Here is a 15,780-nt window from a genome sequence, read left to right on the forward strand (position 1 = left end):
GCGTATGAATTCATTGATTAGTTTAGAAAAAATTAATTATAAAATCGCTGATCAACATATTTTACATGATATTGATTGGCAGATTCCAGCTGGGGCTCATATTACATTGACGGGACCATCCGGTGGTGGGAAAAGTACGTTATTACAGATCATTGCGGCCATGATTTCTAAAACAAGTGGGACCTTGATTTTTGATGGGCAGCCGATTGAAAGTTATGACCCAATCATGTATCGGCGGCAAGTCTCATATTGTTTCCAACAACCGACGTTATTTGGTGAGACGGTGGCAGATAACTTAGCTTTCCCGTACCAAATTCGTAAGCAAGTCATGGATACGAAACGAGTGGTAACGGCGTTAAATAATGTTGGGCTGTCCGAACGAACCCTGCATCAGCCGATTATCGAGCTTTCCGGTGGTGAACGGCAGCGGGTCGCTCTGATTCGCAACATCTTATTCTTACCAAAAGTGTTGTTATTAGATGAGGTGACAGCTGGTTTGGATGAAAATAATAAGCAAATCGTGCACGCCTGGTTACGACAGTTAAATGAGCAGGATCACGTGACAACGATCATGATTACTCATGACGCGACAGAGATTGCTGCGGCAGATCAATTAGTGAAAGTGATTGCTGGCAGATTGGAGGTGCACGCATGAATTTAGCAATTAATAATACGTCGCTATTTTGGGCGGCAATGTTAGTGCTTGTCGCGTTAGGAATTAGTTTGTGGCAGAAACTTGGCTTGGATAGGGACATCGTCATTGGTGTCGTGCGGGCTGTTGTACAACTATTTATCGTGGGTTACTTGCTAAAGTATATTTTCCGAGTCAACAATTTGTGGCTAACGCTGGCGATGATAGGCTTCATTATCTTCAATGCGGCTTGGAATGCGAAAAAACGGGGGCCGGGGATTGACCATGCATTAGCCATTTCGTTATTATCCATTTTTGTTAGTACAGGGGTAACACTCGGCGTCCTCGTGCTATCTGGTGCGATTAAGTTTGTGCCATCGCAAATGATTCCCATTTCTGGTATGATTGCGTCGAATTCAATGGTCACAGTTGGGCTGGCTTATCGCAGCCTCAATAGTCAGTTTCATGACCAGCGGCAAGGTGTGCTTGAACGGTTGGCGTTAGGGGCTGGTCTACTTGATGCTTCGATTGATATCGTGCGTGAGGCGATTCGTACGGGGATGTCACCAACTATTGATTCGGCAAAGACTGTGGGTCTAGTCAGTCTGCCAGGGATGATGTCCGGTTTGATCTTTGCAGGGGTCGATCCAGTACGGGCCATTAGGTATCAAATTATGGTCACGTTCATGCTCTTATCAGCGACTAGTTTGGGGTCAATCATTGCGTGCTATTTAGCTTACCGTAATTTCTATAATGAACAAAAACAGTTGAAGTAATGACTCCTGATTGCAGTCCCGCGGGGAGACCTTTATGATGGAAGCTGAAATAAAACTTAATGCGGGGGTATTGATGTAAATGACGCAGCGGTTTGGGTTCCAGTTCCAGCAATGTTTTACTGGTGCTGGTTAGTACCACTCATATTTGGAACCATTTTTGGTTGGCGTTATCATCGCGATAAGGTTCGCCTAGGTAACGGTATTTGGTTTTCGCTATTTTTCTATTCGTTTTTAACCATGCTGGCGATTACAATTTTAGGTAGCAATATCCACTGGTTAATCATTATCAGTGGGACGTTGTTTGTGTTGCTGATCCTGTTGATTGGGCTGATTTTTACCTTACAAGCTTTCTTGCTCTTATGGAATGCGTGGAACATGTGGCGTCATGAGAGTCATACATTGGCGAATATGTTGACCTTGTACTTGGGACTAGCCATTCTGGTTTTGCCATTTTTAGGCTATCTGTTGAGTAGTCATGTGCTGCAGCCCGTGAGTTATTTTTTGACGGTATTTCCGAATCTGGTCATTTTTTACCTTGGTTTTTGGTTTTATAACTATCTGACGATGCTGACGATTTATCAATTCAATTGGCCCCGTCTGTGAGATGATAACTTTCGTTTATCAAAAAGCGGAATGATAAAACCTATAAAAATTTACGGGAAAAGAAAAGTTGGATTTATAGAAAATAATTTAATCAAAGCCCACAAAGAATGGGTTAAAGGATTCAAAGTTTTTACAGCTAGATCGAATAATATTGGTACTGAACTACATGATGATAATTTGAACACAAAAATTGGTTATCCAAACGAAATCGTGACTGAAATATACCTGGTGATTGGTGGAGATATAGATTTAAATTTAAATTTAAATTCTGCTCGTAATCTCTCTAACTACCTGAAAACAAAATTCTCTAGATTTCTTATTAGTATAGCTAAATCAACTCAAGATGCCCCTAGATCAACTTATAAATTTGTCCCTATGTAAGACTTTACACTATATTCAGATATTGATTGGTCTAAATCTATTACAGAAATTGATCAACAACTATATAAAAAAATATAAGCTAACTAAAGACGAAATATATGTTATTAACACTACCATAGTAGAAATGGACTAAATATTATATCCAACAAATAGGGGCGGTAATTATAAATTAGATAATACATAAGAAGCTGGAGACAAGATTGTCTAGATAATGTGTGAGATAAAATTTTTAGCAGGTTATCATACATAAGACAAAATGTTTTTAAAACTGATAATGTATTTATTCCACAACAATTACGCATTTATTTTTGAGAAAAATATAAAGCAGGAGGATTACAATGCTGAAAACTTATTCTTTAACAAAAAATACATTATTAGTTTCGTCAGAATCAAATATCGAAAATTCCTCTGTTGTTTATGTTTATGGTGACGAACGAGAATATATCGAATCTTATGAACATAAATATGACTTTAACATAGACAATATACTAACGTTTGATGATCAAGTTGCATATGACACGATAATCGATCAGAACGATGAAAAAAGTTTGCTTGTAAGTTTTTTGTTTCCCAAGATACATGAAGGTGGGCATCTAGATAATCTGATGACATCTGTTGTTTTCTTGGTATTTAAAAATAAGTTGATAATTTTTACAAAACAAAAATTAAAATTCATTCCCGAACTCTTATCCAATATGGTTTTACGTGATGTCAATCATTTTGTAGAGGAAGTACTTTTAAAGATCATGCAAAAAGATTTCCATGTGATGCTTGACGACCTTCGTGGAGTCAAGGAAAAAATTGATGATTTAGACTCAAAAATATCAACGTCCGGTTCACTCAGACCAACGTTTGGTGATTTATTAACTCTTCAAAAATACATGATAGCTTTGTCAACAACTTATAAAGCTAACCATAAAGCGCTTGATTTCATTAAAAAAATTTCACAACTATTGACGATATTGATTTTAGTACTAAAAAAATAATTGATGAGTTATATGATACAAGTGATACAATGGATAGAATCATTTTAGGTTACAGCCAATATTTGGATAATTTGGAAAATATGATAAACAATATGATTTCGTATCAGCTAAACATGATTATGAAAACCCTAACCGAGATATCAATTGTTTTGACTATTCCAGCAATGATTTTTGGTTTTTGGGGAATCAATGTCCATGTCCCGTTTGAAAAGTCTTCTTATGGTGTTTTAGCCGTATTGATTATCTCTGCTATACTAAGTCTAATTTGCTGGTTTTTGCTGAGACGCAAAACATATTTGTAAAGTATTTGTGATACCCCAGTATGATTTAAAGCAGAATTTCTTTGTTGGCTTATTAAAAGGCTGATTCCTTTCAATAATTGAATAGCTTCAGCGGCTACCTTCACAGTATGAGAGTTAGAATATTCAAAGGGCGCTGATGTCAAGATTATGGACAGTATCATCAGCTTTTGAAGCAACATCATGAAGATCAGCCATTGATTATTGTTGCTGGTGGAATTGGCATTACACCGTTTATATCTATTGCTCAAATGGCAGTGGAAAGACAACAAACAGTGACGTTTCTTTACTCAACTAAACACGAAAAGGATGCTATTTATTTAGATGAATTGACGAAGTTTAATCAAAGCGATATTTATTTCAAACATCAAGTAGGGCGGTTTTCTGATACACAAATTGTGGACATAATGTAAAAAAATGGTATCTATTTGCTAGCTGGTCCGCATGCCATGACCAAATATTGGCGAAATTTTTTTGAAAAATAGAGGCGTGGTGGATAGCAGTATTTATTTTGAACCCTTTGAGTGGTAAGCCGATAAGCTATTAGCAGCTATTAATGTAAAGGAAAGCACATTATGTTAACTCGAAATTACTAACAATTCTAATGTTAGAAAGGTAGACAAAAAATGAGGCTATGGCACGAATCGTTAATTACAAAATTACCACGTCAACAATTGCTTGGACAACATAGAGAGTGCTGTGCACTTCGTGGCGGCGGGTGGGGGAAAAGGCACGCAACAGTGGATTATGTCTTTATTTACTCTCCATATAAATTGTTTAGATACCACAAATTAGTTATGACGGAGATGTTAAATCGCGGATACAAACCGAATGAAAATTGGCTAAATCCTTTGTATCGTGGAAATAATATGATTCCTTATAAGTCCCTGCCTATTGAAGTATCAACTTATCCTATTTATCCTGAACACGACCATAATTATTTAATTGAATGTATTGAAATAAAATAAAAACATCATTCGTTGTGGGGTTACACACGAACAATTGCACAAGACTTATAAGAGATATTTTCTAAGTATAAGTTTAATTTTGGATAAAAGAGTTATAAATAGAGTGAAAATAATTAGTAATAGACAAGTTGTCTTTGGAAAATAATCTTGACATCAGCGCCGTCCACATAAAAAGTATTTATCTAAAATCAACTTTAATACTATTAACAATGAAAAGGAATATTTATAATTATCTGGTTATGTACTAGTTACCAGACTAGGTTGTCGCTACATTTGAATTTGAAAAAGGTCTATAATTACATAATAACCCCTCAAAAAGACTATTAAAGAAGCCCATGTTATCCAGTTACCAGGTAATGGGGGTTGTTTTTTTATAAAATGATATAATACTCCCTAGATAGGAGAAAACGTATGTCTAGACAAAAAAGGTCGAGTAGACATTCTAAGAAAAGAAAGCTTGTCTCTTGTTTTTTTGGTTTACATGGGAGTGTTTGTACTTTTTTTAAAAGGGTAGAAATACTGGAAAAAGATTGTAGAGGTATTAAAAAAAAGAAAATGTGGCAGTTCTTGATATCGAGCATGGCTATTCTATATTTTCAACAAAAGAAGAAGCTTAAGCAGAGTTGATCTACTGCTTAAGCTTTTTTACTTATTAAGGATTTTTCAACCGTAATGTGTTGGATACCAGCTTCTTCGAAGATTTGGCCGACTTCTTGATAGCCATTATTGAGATAGAACTTAAGTGCCCTTAGTTGAGCATGGAGAGAAATAGATTTGAAGCCCTGCTCTTGAGCGAAATCTTCAGCCTCTTTTAGGAGGATGCTACCCAGACCTTGACCTTGGTAGTTATCGAGCACGGCCATGCGTTGGAGTGTAACTTGTGTCAAGTCTATGTTAGGAAGTAGTCGTACGGTTGCTGTAGCCTGGCCCTTGTCATCATAGAGGACAAAGTGAATGCAGTAGGCTTCATTGGCATCAATATCGACGGAGCGAGGAACTCCTTGGACCTTAACGAAAACGGTGTTTCGAATAGCCACAGCATCTAGATAAGTCTCTGAAAGTGTATCTCTTGTATGTTTGATAATCATAGGAATAGTGTAGCAAAGATTATAGTCTATCATCAAGTTTTTGATAGGTTTTATGCTTTAATTTTTCGGCTGTTTGCATCTTGGATAGGACGGTTATTTTCAAATCCAAGAGTTTGGGAGAATTTTTCCACCTGTTCCTTACTGACAGTTTCTTGGCTTTTGAAGACAATCCAGTTAACACCTTCAGTACAAGGTGGTGTTGTCAATGAGCCTTCAAAGTTGTAATAGTCCTTGTTTTCAGGATAGAAATCATCAAGTGAGATAGCCTGAGATAAATCCGTTTCAGTATTGGCGGCTTGAGGCATTTTATCCCAGGTTAATTGCAAGGCTTGGCTTTTATCTCCATAGTTATAGAGAACTGAGACAACTGTGATTTTTCCATTATCCGTCTTGTAGACGAAATGCCCTTCGAGAGGATAGGTTTTGCCATCTATTTCATTCTCAGCTGGTGCGTGAAAATGGAATTGTTGCAACTTGTAAACTTCCTTACCAATTGTTAGGGTATTCTTTGGATTTTTAAAGCTGACTTCAATGGTGTGACCATTGTTCTTAACATGGGCTTCTGATTCTTGATTATTAAGGTTTAGTTCTGGAAGATCAACGTCCTCAGCTCCTGTGATATTAATGGGAGATTGTTCCTTACCCGTCTTGCTGAGTTCACAATCTTTAGAAAGGTCACCCCAATGTTCAGGACCAGTTATACCCGTATAGCCCCATTGGACCTCTTAAGACTTAGAGGTTTTACTTTTAGTTTCAGACTGGAAGGCTACGAGTAGGATGGTAGCTGCTATAAGAGACAATAATCCAATTAGCTTAAAACTTTTCTTATTCATCTTTTCTCCCTATAGGCTGTTATTTTTGTCATGACTGCTAGTTGACCTGTTATTTGTAAACTAGCAGTCAGACGGTGACAGGGTGTTATTTCTCTAAGGTACTTCTGAAAGTGAAGTGTTTGGAGAAACCGAACAGAAACACCTTTATTTTATAGATAATATGAAAGATAGTCGAATATAAATTATAGTTTATTTAGAAAATTATAATGAAAAGCAAGTGTTTTACAAAAAGAAAAGAACTCGCTATTGCGAGCTCTTTATTCATTTTATCCCAAAGCATCATCCATTGAAAGAACTTCGTGGAAGACACGTTGTGTCAATTCAGTTTTTTGTTCTGGAGTGAGGTATTTAGTGTTTACACAGTATCCAGAGATACGAACGATAACATCTTCACCATTCATAATCTTGTCATAAACATCTTTAAGGTCCATGACGTTCAAGTTAACGTGTTGTCCACCGTTTTCGAAGTAACCATCAAGGATAGTTACCAAGTTATCAACTTGTTCATCAAATGTCTTACCAAGAGCGCGTGGAGAAACTTGAGTTGTAAGTGAGATACCATCTGCAGCATATGAGAAGTCAAGGCTTGCAAGAGAGTTCAAGTTTTGTAACCAACCACCACGAGCTTTGTTAGATGGGTTGGCACCTGGTGAGAAGAATTCAAGTTTAGAAAGGTTTACGGTACCATCTTCGTTGAGGTAAACACCTTTGTGAACTGGAGAGTTACCAGTTTGTTTAGAGTAAGCAACGTTTGAAGTGATTGTAAGAAGTGAAACTGTAGCTTCTGCATCTTTGTAGAGTTTGTGGCTACGAAGACGAGTAGTGTAAGCCTCTACCAACCATTCGGCAAGTTCGTTAGAACGAGGGTCATCTTCACCCCAACGAGGGAAGTCACCAGTTGTTTCGTAGTCGTAGATGTAACCATCTTCGTCACGGATTGGTTTAACGGTAGCATATTTGATTGCTGACAAAGTATCAACGGTATTAGCGAAACCACAGATACCGAATCCCATGTTGGCACGTTGTTTAGTTGGCAAGAATGCCATTTGAACAGCTTCGTAGTTGTATTTATCAGTCATGTAGTGAATGATGTTAAGAGCATCTACGTAAGTTGAAGTCAACCAATCAAGAGATTTTTCAAAGTTAGCTTTAACAGTTTCGAAATCAAGGATTTCGTCACGAACTGGTTCGATGTCAAATACTTTGTAGTCTTTGTGAACATCATCGTAACCACCGTTTAAACCAGTAAGAAGAGCTTTAAGGACGTTTACACGAGCACCAAAGTATTGGATGTTGTGACGTTGTTCTTCGTTTTCTGGGTCAAGTGGTGATACACAACATGAGATACATGACATTTCACCATAACCGTCTTTAGCCATTGTTGTTACACCTTCGTATTGGATTGAAGAGTGTTTGTGTGACATTTTCATACAGTAGCGACGGAATGAATATGGCAATTTATCAGTCCAAAGAACTGTCAAGTTTGGTTCTGGAGCGTTACCGATGTTGTCAAGTGTGTGCAAGAAACGGTAGTCCATTTTAGTAACACGGTGACGACCGTCAGCACCCATACCAGCCATAGACGTAGTGATGAATGTTGGGTCACCAGAGTAAAGTTCGTCGTAAGCTTTAGTACGAGCAAATTTTACAGTACGAAGTTTCAAGACAAAGTCATCAACAAATTCTTGGATTTCTGATTCTGTGAAAGTACCACGAGCAAGGTCACGTTCAGCAAAGATATCAAGAACGATTGGCACACGTCCAAGAGAAGTAGCAGCACCGTTGATAACACGACATACGGCCATGAAGGCGATGTTTACCCATTGGATAGCTTCTTTAACGTTCATGGCTGGTTTACGGACATCAACACCGTAAAGATCACCAAGTTTAACAACTTCACCAAGAGCTTGGTATTGCATGTTAACTTCTTCGCGCAGACGAATAGATTCTTCGTCGATTTCAGTGATAGCGTTCCAGTCGTTAACTTTTTCTTGCATCAAGTAGTCTGCACCATAAAGAGCAAGACGAGCATAAACACCGATGATACGTCCACGTGAGTAAGCATCTGGAAGACCAGTTACTGTGTGAGCGTGACGGGCACGGCGGATATTAGATGTATAAGCGCGGAAAATTCCGTCATTTACTGTAGTAGTGTATTTTGTGAAAATTTCATGAACAGCAGGATCTGGTTCATAACCATGTTCTTTAAGTGCTGTTTCTGCCATACGGATACCACCTTTTGGCATGAAATTCAATTTGAACAACTCATCATTTTGAATACCGTAGATTAATTCATCGTCTTTTGAAATATAGCCGGCAGGAATATCTGCGATTGATGTTGGACGAGTGTCCATTGGGAAACGAGTTGCTTCGTATTTAGCTTTAGTGTCTTCAATGATTTTCTTGATTTTAAGAGAGCGTTCAGTAGCTGGTGCTAAGAAGCTTTCATCACCATCATATGGTGTGTAGTTAGCTTGAACGAAGCGAGAAACGCTGGCTTTTTCTTTCCAGTCAGTACCTTTAAAGCCTTCCCAGGCTTTTTCAAAAACATCTGCATTTGTTTTAACAGTCGCCATAATGAGATTTCTCCTTAAATTCTAGTAACAAGTCATCTATTACATTTACAAGTATAAGTTTAGCACAAAGGAAGCGTTTTCCCAATCGAAAAAATTGGGAAAACAAGAATCTTTTATAGTACAGTTTCATAAAATCGGGTAGCTGTACTAGAAATTTGTAAGTTTTGCTTGAAAGCAATGAAAATTGTTATAATAGAGTTAGAAAGGACTGGATGATGCTTATTTTTCCATTAATTAATGACACTTCTCGAAAAATTATTCACATTGACATGGATGCCTTTTTTGCATCAGTGGAAGAAAGAGATAATCCAGACCTCAAAGGGAAGCCTGTGATTATCGGTTCTGATCCGCGTAAGACAGGTGGACGAGGCGTCGTATCGACATGTAACTATGAAGCCAGAAAATTCGGCGTTCATTCTGCCATGTCTTCAAAAGAAGCTTACGAGCGTTGTCCACAGGCTATTTTTATTTCTGGAAATTATCAGAAATACCGAGAAATCGGAATGCAAATTCGTGAGATTCTCAGACGTTACACAGATCTTGTTGAGCCCATGTCGATTGATGAGGCTTACTTGGATGTGACTGAAAATAAGCGTGGCACCAAGTCAGCGATTAAAATCGCTAAAATGATTCAATATGATATTTGGCAAGAAGTTCGCTTGACTTGTTCAGCCGGTGTCTCTTATAACAAATTTCTAGCTAAACTAGCTTCGGATTATGATAAACCGAAAGGTTTAACCTTAGTATTGCCAGAAGATGCGCAGGATTTCTTGAAAAAATTACCAATTGAAAAGTTTCATGGTGTTGGTAAAAAATCAGTTGAAAAACTACATCAAATGGGTGTTTTTACGGGGGCGGATTTATTAGAAATACCAGAGATGACCTTGATTGATCATTTCGGGCGCTTTGGTTATGATTTGTACCGTAAAGCGCGAGGTATTTCAAATTCACCAGTCAGACCCAATCGTATTCGAAAATCTATTGGGAGTGAACGGACCTACAGTAAATTACTGTACAAGGATGCTGATATTAAGTCGGAGATTTCAAAAAATACACGTCGAGTTGTGGACAGCTTAATGCGAAATAATAAAGTTGGTCGCATTGTTGTTTTGAAGGTTCGATACGCGGATTTTTCGACTTTAACCAAGCGTAAAACACTAGATGAAGTCACCAATGATTTTGAGGTGATTGACCAATCTGCTCATGCGATATTTGACAGCTTAGAAGAATCAAAATCTGGTGTGCGTCTTCTGGGGGTTACTATCACGGGATTAGAAGATAATATTCGTCCATTAAATCTCTTTTAAAAATTAAAATACCGTCTTAGCTCAAGTTCTGAGACGGTATTTGATTTCTTAAAAGTTATTGATTAACACTTTCAGAATCAGTCTCATCGTCTTCTTTGTCTAATAGCTGTGCTGCTTTGTTGTACACATAAGCATAAAGCCCCAAAAAGACAAGTGGCAAAACGATATTGAATGGTGAAAGTGGAATATTAAGATATACACTCAAGGCAAAGCTTGCAAGATTGTAAACAACAGTATAAATCAAGGCAATGCGGTAAGGTGATAAACTTGGAGCATTGTCTTTGATTTTTAATAAGTTTTTGAATGCTAAAACAGCTACAATGATGTTAATAACAAGAGCAATAACTGCAATGATAACAATGCCAACATTGGTAGAAGCTTCAAGAATTCGGAATTTCTCAGCATCAAGTTGTTCTTTAAACTTATCAAGGTTATTAACGACGATATAATGGCTAATAACACTCCAAACTTTGCTTAGCGCAGCAAGAACATTTACCCAAGCGATAAAAAGCGTCCAAGAACGCAAAGATTGACGAATTTTTTCATAAGAAACCATTTCAAACCTCCTAAAAACAATGGTAATCCTATTATGATAGTACAGATATTATAACACAATTTCCTTATATGTAAACACTTTTCTGTCAAGAGATGTTATATCAAGAAACCCTTTAGTTTCAAGGATTAAATCGTTTTAAGCCTCTAAATGTTTTAAGTGTAAAGCTATTCTATCATCTGAAAATTCATATTTATACAAAATAAATGCATAAGAAAAACTAGGAATTTAGTGCTAAATTAACCTAGTTTTTTATTATTACTTTTTGAAAAATTGTTCGATATCTTCTTGAGTGATACCAATCATTGGATCAATAAATGGAAGATTTTCTTCTGTTAGACGGTATTCTTTGACGTTATCTGGTTTGTCTTCGTTAAAATCAAGGCTAAGTTGAACAACTTTTTCGGATTTTTCTTCTTCAATGTGAGCAGAAGAAGAAATTGCTTTATCTTCTAGTGGCTCATTTTGGCTTTCTTTTGCTTCGTCTGGATTTTCTATCGTTTCTGAGTTGTCAAGGTCTTCTGGATTTGTTGTGAAGCGTTGGACGAGATAAGTCTTGCGTTTAGAGCCTTCATTTTTTATGGCGTAATCAAAGGCAGCAATCTCTCCCAACATGACTAATTTACTCTTAGAGCGGGTAATAGCTGTGTAAATCAGATTGCGTTGCAAAAGACGACGACTTTGGTGCGTAATTGGCAGAATAACTACTTGGAATTCACTCCCTTGTGATTTGTGAATGGACATGGCGTAGGCAAGCGTGATTTTGTGCCATTCGTTACGAGGGTAAATCACTTCAGTCCCGTCAAAAGACATGTAGAGTTCATCTTGTTTTGATTCAGTGTATTTGGCAGGAATCAAGTCTGTGATATAGCCGATGTCTCCGTTAAAGACATTGAGCTCGGCATCATTAATCAAATGAAGAACTTTGTCCCCCTTACGGAAATTCATATCACCAAAAGCAAAGGATAATTGGTCACCGAGTGGATTAAGCAAATCTTGAATGATTGTATTGAGGCGGTTAATGCCGGCAGCACCACGGTACATAGGCGCAAGAATTTGAATTTCTTGAGGGCTAATGCCACTTTTAATAGCTGCGCTGACAATTTTCGGAATCATCTCAGGAATATATTGAGCGCCAGCTTCAAAGTAAGAACGGTCCGCTTTTTTCTGAGTGAAATCAGCTGGCAAGATGCCTTGTCTCATCTGATTAGCTAGTGTGACAATGGTTGAGTATTCAGATTGCCTAAAGATTTTTGTCAGTGCTATTTGCGGCAGTGTTTTGATTTTAAGTAAATCAGCTAGCACTTGCCCAGGGCCAACGGATGGAAGTTGGTCGCTATCACCAACGATAATGACTTGAGTATTTGATGAAATGGAGCTAAAGAGCTGATTGGCTAGCCAAGTATCTACCATTGAAAATTCATCGATGATAATCAAATCACAGTCCAAATAATCATCCATGGCTTGATAATCATTGTCGCCGTTTAAGCCAAGATGACGGTGGATGGTTGCACTTGGAAGCCCAGTTAATTCGTTCATGCGACGTGCCGCGCGACCTGTTGGTGCAGCAAGAACAATTGGGATATCCTTCTTCTCTAAATCAATGCCGTGTAAATCAGCATAAGCAGCAATCAAACCGTTAATAACAGTTGTTTTACCAGTCCCTGGTCCACCAGTTAGAATGAAAACTTTGCTTTGAAGAGCTTCTTTAATGGCATTTTTTTGGACAGCGTCATAAGAAATACCAAAGGTGTCTTCGATATCTTCAATTTCTTCTTGTAAGTCTTGGTCTGAAAATTGTTTAGTTAATGGAGTGTCAAGGATGCGTGTTAGATTTTTCTTGATACCAGCTTCGGCATAAAACAGTGTGTTATCAAAGATTTTTGTGCCGATGTTTTGCACCTTGTCTTCAGCGATAAGCGTAGATAATTCTTTAGCAACAGCAGCAGGGTCTAGCTCAATTTGGCGGGCTTCTTCCAAAATGGTAATAGTATTTTCTAGTAAATCACGCGCCTCAACGTAAGTATCCCCATTTTCAACCGAGGTTTCAAATAAGCTGTGAACGAGTGCGGCACGGAAACGCTGCGGTGCATCTGCCTCAATGCCCAATTGTTCGGCGAGCTGGTCCGCAATTTTAAAGCCGATACCTTGAATATCTTCGACCAGTTGATAAGGATTTTCTTGGATAATCTCTAAACTTTCTTCCTTATAATGATTGAAAATATCAATAGCCACACGATTGGTTAAGCCGTATTCGGCAAGTTTTGAGAGGATTTGCTCAGTTCCATAGTTAAGTTTTAATTTGGCAACAAAATTATCACGATTTTCTTTAGAGAGTCCAGAAATACTCTCAAGCTTACTAGGATCTTCCAAGATTTTATCAATCGTGTTATCGCCGTAGAGTTGGACAATTTTCTCAGCTGTCTTTTTACCGATGCCTTTAAAGTTGTCACTTGAAAAGTACTTGATGAGTCCAGAAGACGTTGGTTTTGTTCGCTCGTATCGGGTAACTTTTAGCTGTTCACCATATTTTGGATGCTGGGTTAATTCTCCCCAGAAGGTGTAATTTTCGCCTTCGATGACATCAGTAATGGTTCCTGTGACAATGATTTCAAAATCATCAAAGTCAGAATCGGTATCTTCGATTTCGAGTAATATGATTTTAAAGAAGTTACTGGCATTTTCAAAAATAATACGGTCAATAGCGCCAGAAAAGAAGTATTCCATAAGTCATCCTTACTTGATTGTTATAGTGGCTTTATTATATCATTCGCCAATGTGATAGACAAACATCGCATTAAAAAGACCTAACTCGTGTGAGTTAAGTCTTCGTTGAATTTAGTTGACGTCTCCAATTTTTGAGAGTGGCCAGAAGCGGAATTTGACTTCGCCGATGATAGCTGATTTTTTGAAGGAACCAACTTCACGGCTGTCTTTTGAAACGATGCGGTCATCTCCAAGCAAGAAATACTGATTTTTTGGAACTTTGACGGTAAATTCAGTGCTGCCATCTTTAGCAGTGGTGAAGGCATCAGAGTTTTCAGCTAGTTGTTGGAATAAGGTGTTGTAAGAGTAAATGTCTTGTAAATCATCATCTTCAAAAGCTTTTTGGTACTTGTCCAGGTAAGGTTCACTTGTCTTTTTACCGTTGACGTAAAGAACATCATCTTTATAGGTAATGGTATCACCTGGGAGTCCGATAACACGTTTAACGATTTCTTTGGTTTTGTTGCCTTCTTTTTCCTTAGCTACAACAATATCAAAGCGATCGATTTTGGCAGTTCTTAGAACGATTAGGCGTTCTCCGTCAGCCAGCGTAGGGTCCATAGAATGACCGTCAACACTCACAGGCTGGATAAGGAAAAGGCGAACAAGACCAAGGGCGATTAAAAAGAGGATAGAGGGTCCCCATTCTTTGATGAATTGTTTCATAATTGGTTCCTCAATGTTATTTTTTTAATAAATTTTGTGCTTTTTGGGTGTTTGCAAAGTGGAGTTTTGCAGTGTGTTCTAAGCCAGGCATGCCGTAAGCTGCTAGGATTTGACTAGCTACTTTATCGGATTTGCTACCAGCACCGCTTGGAAGTTTGTACTGTACTTCTTGGCTTAGCTTATCTAAATTCTCCAAGAAAAGGTTACGGGCGATAATGGAGCTAACTGCGACAGCAAGGTATTTCCCTTCAGCCTTTTCTTCTAGCGTTAGAGGATTGTCAAAGTGATTTACCTCATTTTTGAGGTATTTTTCGTAATTTTGACGGCTAGTAAAAGCATCAATCACGATTTTTTCAGGTTTTACGCCATCTTGCAGTAGCAGATAAATAGCTTGATTATGAAGAGCTACTTTTACAGAGACTGCATTGTGCATCTTACCTTTTCCAACGACTTGGTTGTATTTTTGAGGGGACAATAGCAGAGCTTTATGCTTGATTTTCTCTTCTAAGATTGGGGCGATTTGGCGAATTTTACTATCCGTTAAATTCTTAGAATCATCGACACCAAGTTTCTTTAGCAGCGCGTGGTCATCAGGAGTTACAAAACTAGCAACAACCGCTAAGCCACCAAAGTAAGAACCGTTGCCGACTTCATCTGAACCGATTAAAGGCATGACTTGACCAGCCTTAGTATTCTGCGTGTCTTCTGACGCTTGATAACCAAATTGGCTAGCGACTTCTTGTGCAGCATTTCCTTGAAAAACGACTTTACCAGAGGTGTAAGCAAGGACTGTAACGCCATTTACTTTTGCGGCAAAAGTGACGTAGGGATTATTGTTTGTGACTTGTTTGCCAACTAGTGTTTTAATGAGGTTTTGCAAGTCAATTTTCCCTAGTTTCATAACAATTGTATTCATAATTTTATTGTAACATAAAAAGATGACAAGGTGGCAAAATAGCCTGTTGAAACTGGGATTTTCACGCTTTCATTTTACGAAATGTTTATTTTAAGGTATAATGTCAAAGAGGTGACTATATGGAAAGTAAAAATCGTTATAAATTCGTCTTTGGAGAAAAGTCGCTCACATTGACAACAGATAAGGATAACCTCTTCATGGAGGAAGTTGAGCGTGTAGCCAAAGAAAAATATAATACAATCAAAGAAAAATTACCACAAGCTGATAATGAAACGATTGCTATTTTGATGGCTCTCAATTCGCTTTCAACTCAGCTTAGTCGTGAGATTGAAGTTGAAAAAATGGAAAAAGAATTGACGGCTCTCCGTTCTGAGGCGATTGACGATATTAAGGAGAAAGCCAGCAAATCTGATTCTGATGAGGAATAATAT

General features: G+C 37.9%; 12 protein-coding genes and 4 pseudogenes. 9 read left to right on the plus strand and 7 right to left on the minus strand.

Annotation, left to right across the window (positions count from 1 at the left end; all coding sequences use genetic code 11):
- The first annotated feature begins 4 nt into the window (after positions 1-4).
- The 7 genes and pseudogenes from STRINF_RS04930 to STRINF_RS04960 all read left to right on the plus strand — a co-directional run bounded on the left by STRINF_RS04930 (position 5) and on the right by STRINF_RS04960 (position 4,644).
- The gene (locus STRINF_RS04930; RefSeq protein WP_006531938.1) at positions 5-655 is read left to right on the plus strand and encodes an ABC transporter ATP-binding protein; all 651 of its coding nucleotides are present in this window, start codon (positions 5-7) and stop codon (positions 653-655) included.
- Positions 652-1,407, plus strand: coding sequence for an ABC transporter permease (locus STRINF_RS04935; RefSeq protein ID WP_006531939.1), 756 nt, complete (start codon positions 652-654; stop codon positions 1,405-1,407). Before STRINF_RS04930 ends, STRINF_RS04935 begins: the two co-directional genes overlap by 4 nt.
- 111 nt (positions 1,408-1,518) lie before the next feature.
- Positions 1,519-2,007: pseudogene (locus tag STRINF_RS09950) on the plus strand (YdcF family protein); the annotation flags it as partial.
- Between the two features lie 33 nt (positions 2,008-2,040).
- Complete coding sequence (locus STRINF_RS10525; protein ID WP_006531941.1) at positions 2,041-2,391, plus strand: hypothetical protein; 351 nt, start codon at positions 2,041-2,043, stop codon at positions 2,389-2,391.
- A gap of 338 nt (positions 2,392-2,729) precedes the next feature.
- Positions 2,730-3,679 (plus strand): annotated as a pseudogene (locus STRINF_RS04945) (magnesium transporter CorA family protein).
- Between the two features lie 194 nt (positions 3,680-3,873).
- A complete protein-coding gene (locus STRINF_RS10530; RefSeq protein ID WP_015695650.1) occupies positions 3,874-4,089 on the plus strand; it encodes a ferredoxin reductase domain-containing protein in 216 nt (71 codons plus the stop codon).
- A 213-nt stretch (positions 4,090-4,302) separates the two neighbouring features.
- Complete coding sequence (locus STRINF_RS04960) at positions 4,303-4,644, plus strand: TIGR02328 family protein (RefSeq protein ID WP_006531946.1); 342 nt, start codon at positions 4,303-4,305, stop codon at positions 4,642-4,644.
- 635 nt (positions 4,645-5,279) lie between these two features.
- Here the strand turns inward: STRINF_RS04960 and STRINF_RS04970 are convergent.
- From STRINF_RS04970 to pflB, 3 genes and pseudogenes are all read right to left on the minus strand, one after another.
- Positions 5,280-5,732 (minus strand): GNAT family N-acetyltransferase, encoded by a 453-nt coding sequence (locus STRINF_RS04970; protein ID WP_006531948.1) that lies wholly within the window; start codon positions 5,730-5,732, stop codon positions 5,280-5,282.
- Positions 5,733-5,782: 50 nt separating this feature from the next.
- Positions 5,783-6,565 (minus strand): annotated as a pseudogene (locus tag STRINF_RS04975) (carbonic anhydrase).
- A 266-nt stretch (positions 6,566-6,831) separates the two neighbouring features.
- Positions 6,832-9,141 (minus strand): formate C-acetyltransferase, encoded by a 2,310-nt coding sequence (gene pflB / locus STRINF_RS04980; RefSeq protein ID WP_006531950.1) that lies wholly within the window; start codon positions 9,139-9,141, stop codon positions 6,832-6,834.
- 215 nt (positions 9,142-9,356) lie between these two features.
- On the opposite strand from pflB, the gene dinB reads away from it, so the two are divergent.
- Positions 9,357-10,448: a DNA polymerase IV gene (dinB, locus tag STRINF_RS04985; RefSeq protein WP_015695646.1), complete on the plus strand. Its 1,092-nt coding sequence runs from the start codon at positions 9,357-9,359 to the stop codon at positions 10,446-10,448.
- A 55-nt stretch (positions 10,449-10,503) separates the two neighbouring features.
- Here dinB and STRINF_RS04990 read toward each other — a convergent pair whose 3' ends face one another.
- From STRINF_RS04990 to rnhC, 4 genes and pseudogenes are all read right to left on the minus strand, one after another.
- Positions 10,504-11,004, minus strand: a complete 501-nt coding sequence (locus tag STRINF_RS04990) for a hypothetical protein (protein WP_006531952.1) — start codon at positions 11,002-11,004, stop codon at positions 10,504-10,506.
- 521 nt (positions 11,005-11,525) lie between these two features.
- Positions 11,526-13,728: pseudogene (recD2, locus tag STRINF_RS04995) on the minus strand (SF1B family DNA helicase RecD2); the annotation flags it as partial.
- Positions 13,729-13,839: 111 nt separating this feature from the next.
- Positions 13,840-14,433 carry a signal peptidase I gene (gene lepB / locus STRINF_RS05000; RefSeq protein ID WP_006531954.1) on the minus strand — a complete coding sequence of 198 codons (594 nt, stop codon included), beginning with the start codon at positions 14,431-14,433 and terminating at the stop codon, positions 13,840-13,842.
- 16 nt (positions 14,434-14,449) lie between these two features.
- Entirely contained in the window at positions 14,450-15,349 is a 900-nt protein-coding gene (rnhC, locus tag STRINF_RS05005; protein WP_006531955.1) for a ribonuclease HIII, read from the minus strand.
- A gap of 119 nt (positions 15,350-15,468) precedes the next feature.
- On the opposite strand from rnhC, the gene zapA reads away from it, so the two are divergent.
- Positions 15,469-15,777, plus strand: coding sequence for a cell division protein ZapA (zapA, locus tag STRINF_RS05010; RefSeq protein ID WP_006531956.1), 309 nt, complete (start codon positions 15,469-15,471; stop codon positions 15,775-15,777).
- Positions 15,778-15,780 lie beyond the last annotated feature (3 nt).

The sequence above is a fragment of the Streptococcus infantarius subsp. infantarius ATCC BAA-102 genome, assembly GCF_000154985.1.
GTDB lineage: Bacteria > Bacillota > Bacilli > Lactobacillales > Streptococcaceae > Streptococcus > Streptococcus infantarius.

Bases quoted from the DNA above. Each gene is read 5' to 3' on its own strand.
- pflB (WP_006531950.1), bottom strand. From the start codon at position 9,141: ATGGCGACTGTTAAAACAAATGCAGATGTTTTTGAAAAAGCCTGGGAA.
- STRINF_RS04970 (WP_006531948.1), bottom strand. From the start codon at position 5,732: ATGATTATCAAACATACAAGAGATACACTTTCAGAGACTTATCTAGAT.
- STRINF_RS04930 (WP_006531938.1), top strand. From the start codon at position 5: ATGAATTCATTGATTAGTTTAGAAAAAATTAATTATAAAATCGCTGAT.
- STRINF_RS04935 (WP_006531939.1), top strand. From the start codon at position 652: ATGAATTTAGCAATTAATAATACGTCGCTATTTTGGGCGGCAATGTTA.
- STRINF_RS04960 (WP_006531946.1), top strand. From the start codon at position 4,303: ATGAGGCTATGGCACGAATCGTTAATTACAAAATTACCACGTCAACAA.
- rnhC (WP_006531955.1), bottom strand. From the start codon at position 15,349: ATGAATACAATTGTTATGAAACTAGGGAAAATTGACTTGCAAAACCTC.
- dinB (WP_015695646.1), top strand. From the start codon at position 9,357: ATGCTTATTTTTCCATTAATTAATGACACTTCTCGAAAAATTATTCAC.
- zapA (WP_006531956.1), top strand. From the start codon at position 15,469: ATGGAAAGTAAAAATCGTTATAAATTCGTCTTTGGAGAAAAGTCGCTC.
- STRINF_RS04990 (WP_006531952.1), bottom strand. From the start codon at position 11,004: ATGGTTTCTTATGAAAAAATTCGTCAATCTTTGCGTTCTTGGACGCTT.
- lepB (WP_006531954.1), bottom strand. From the start codon at position 14,433: ATGAAACAATTCATCAAAGAATGGGGACCCTCTATCCTCTTTTTAATC.
- STRINF_RS10525 (WP_006531941.1), top strand. From the start codon at position 2,041: ATGATAAAACCTATAAAAATTTACGGGAAAAGAAAAGTTGGATTTATA.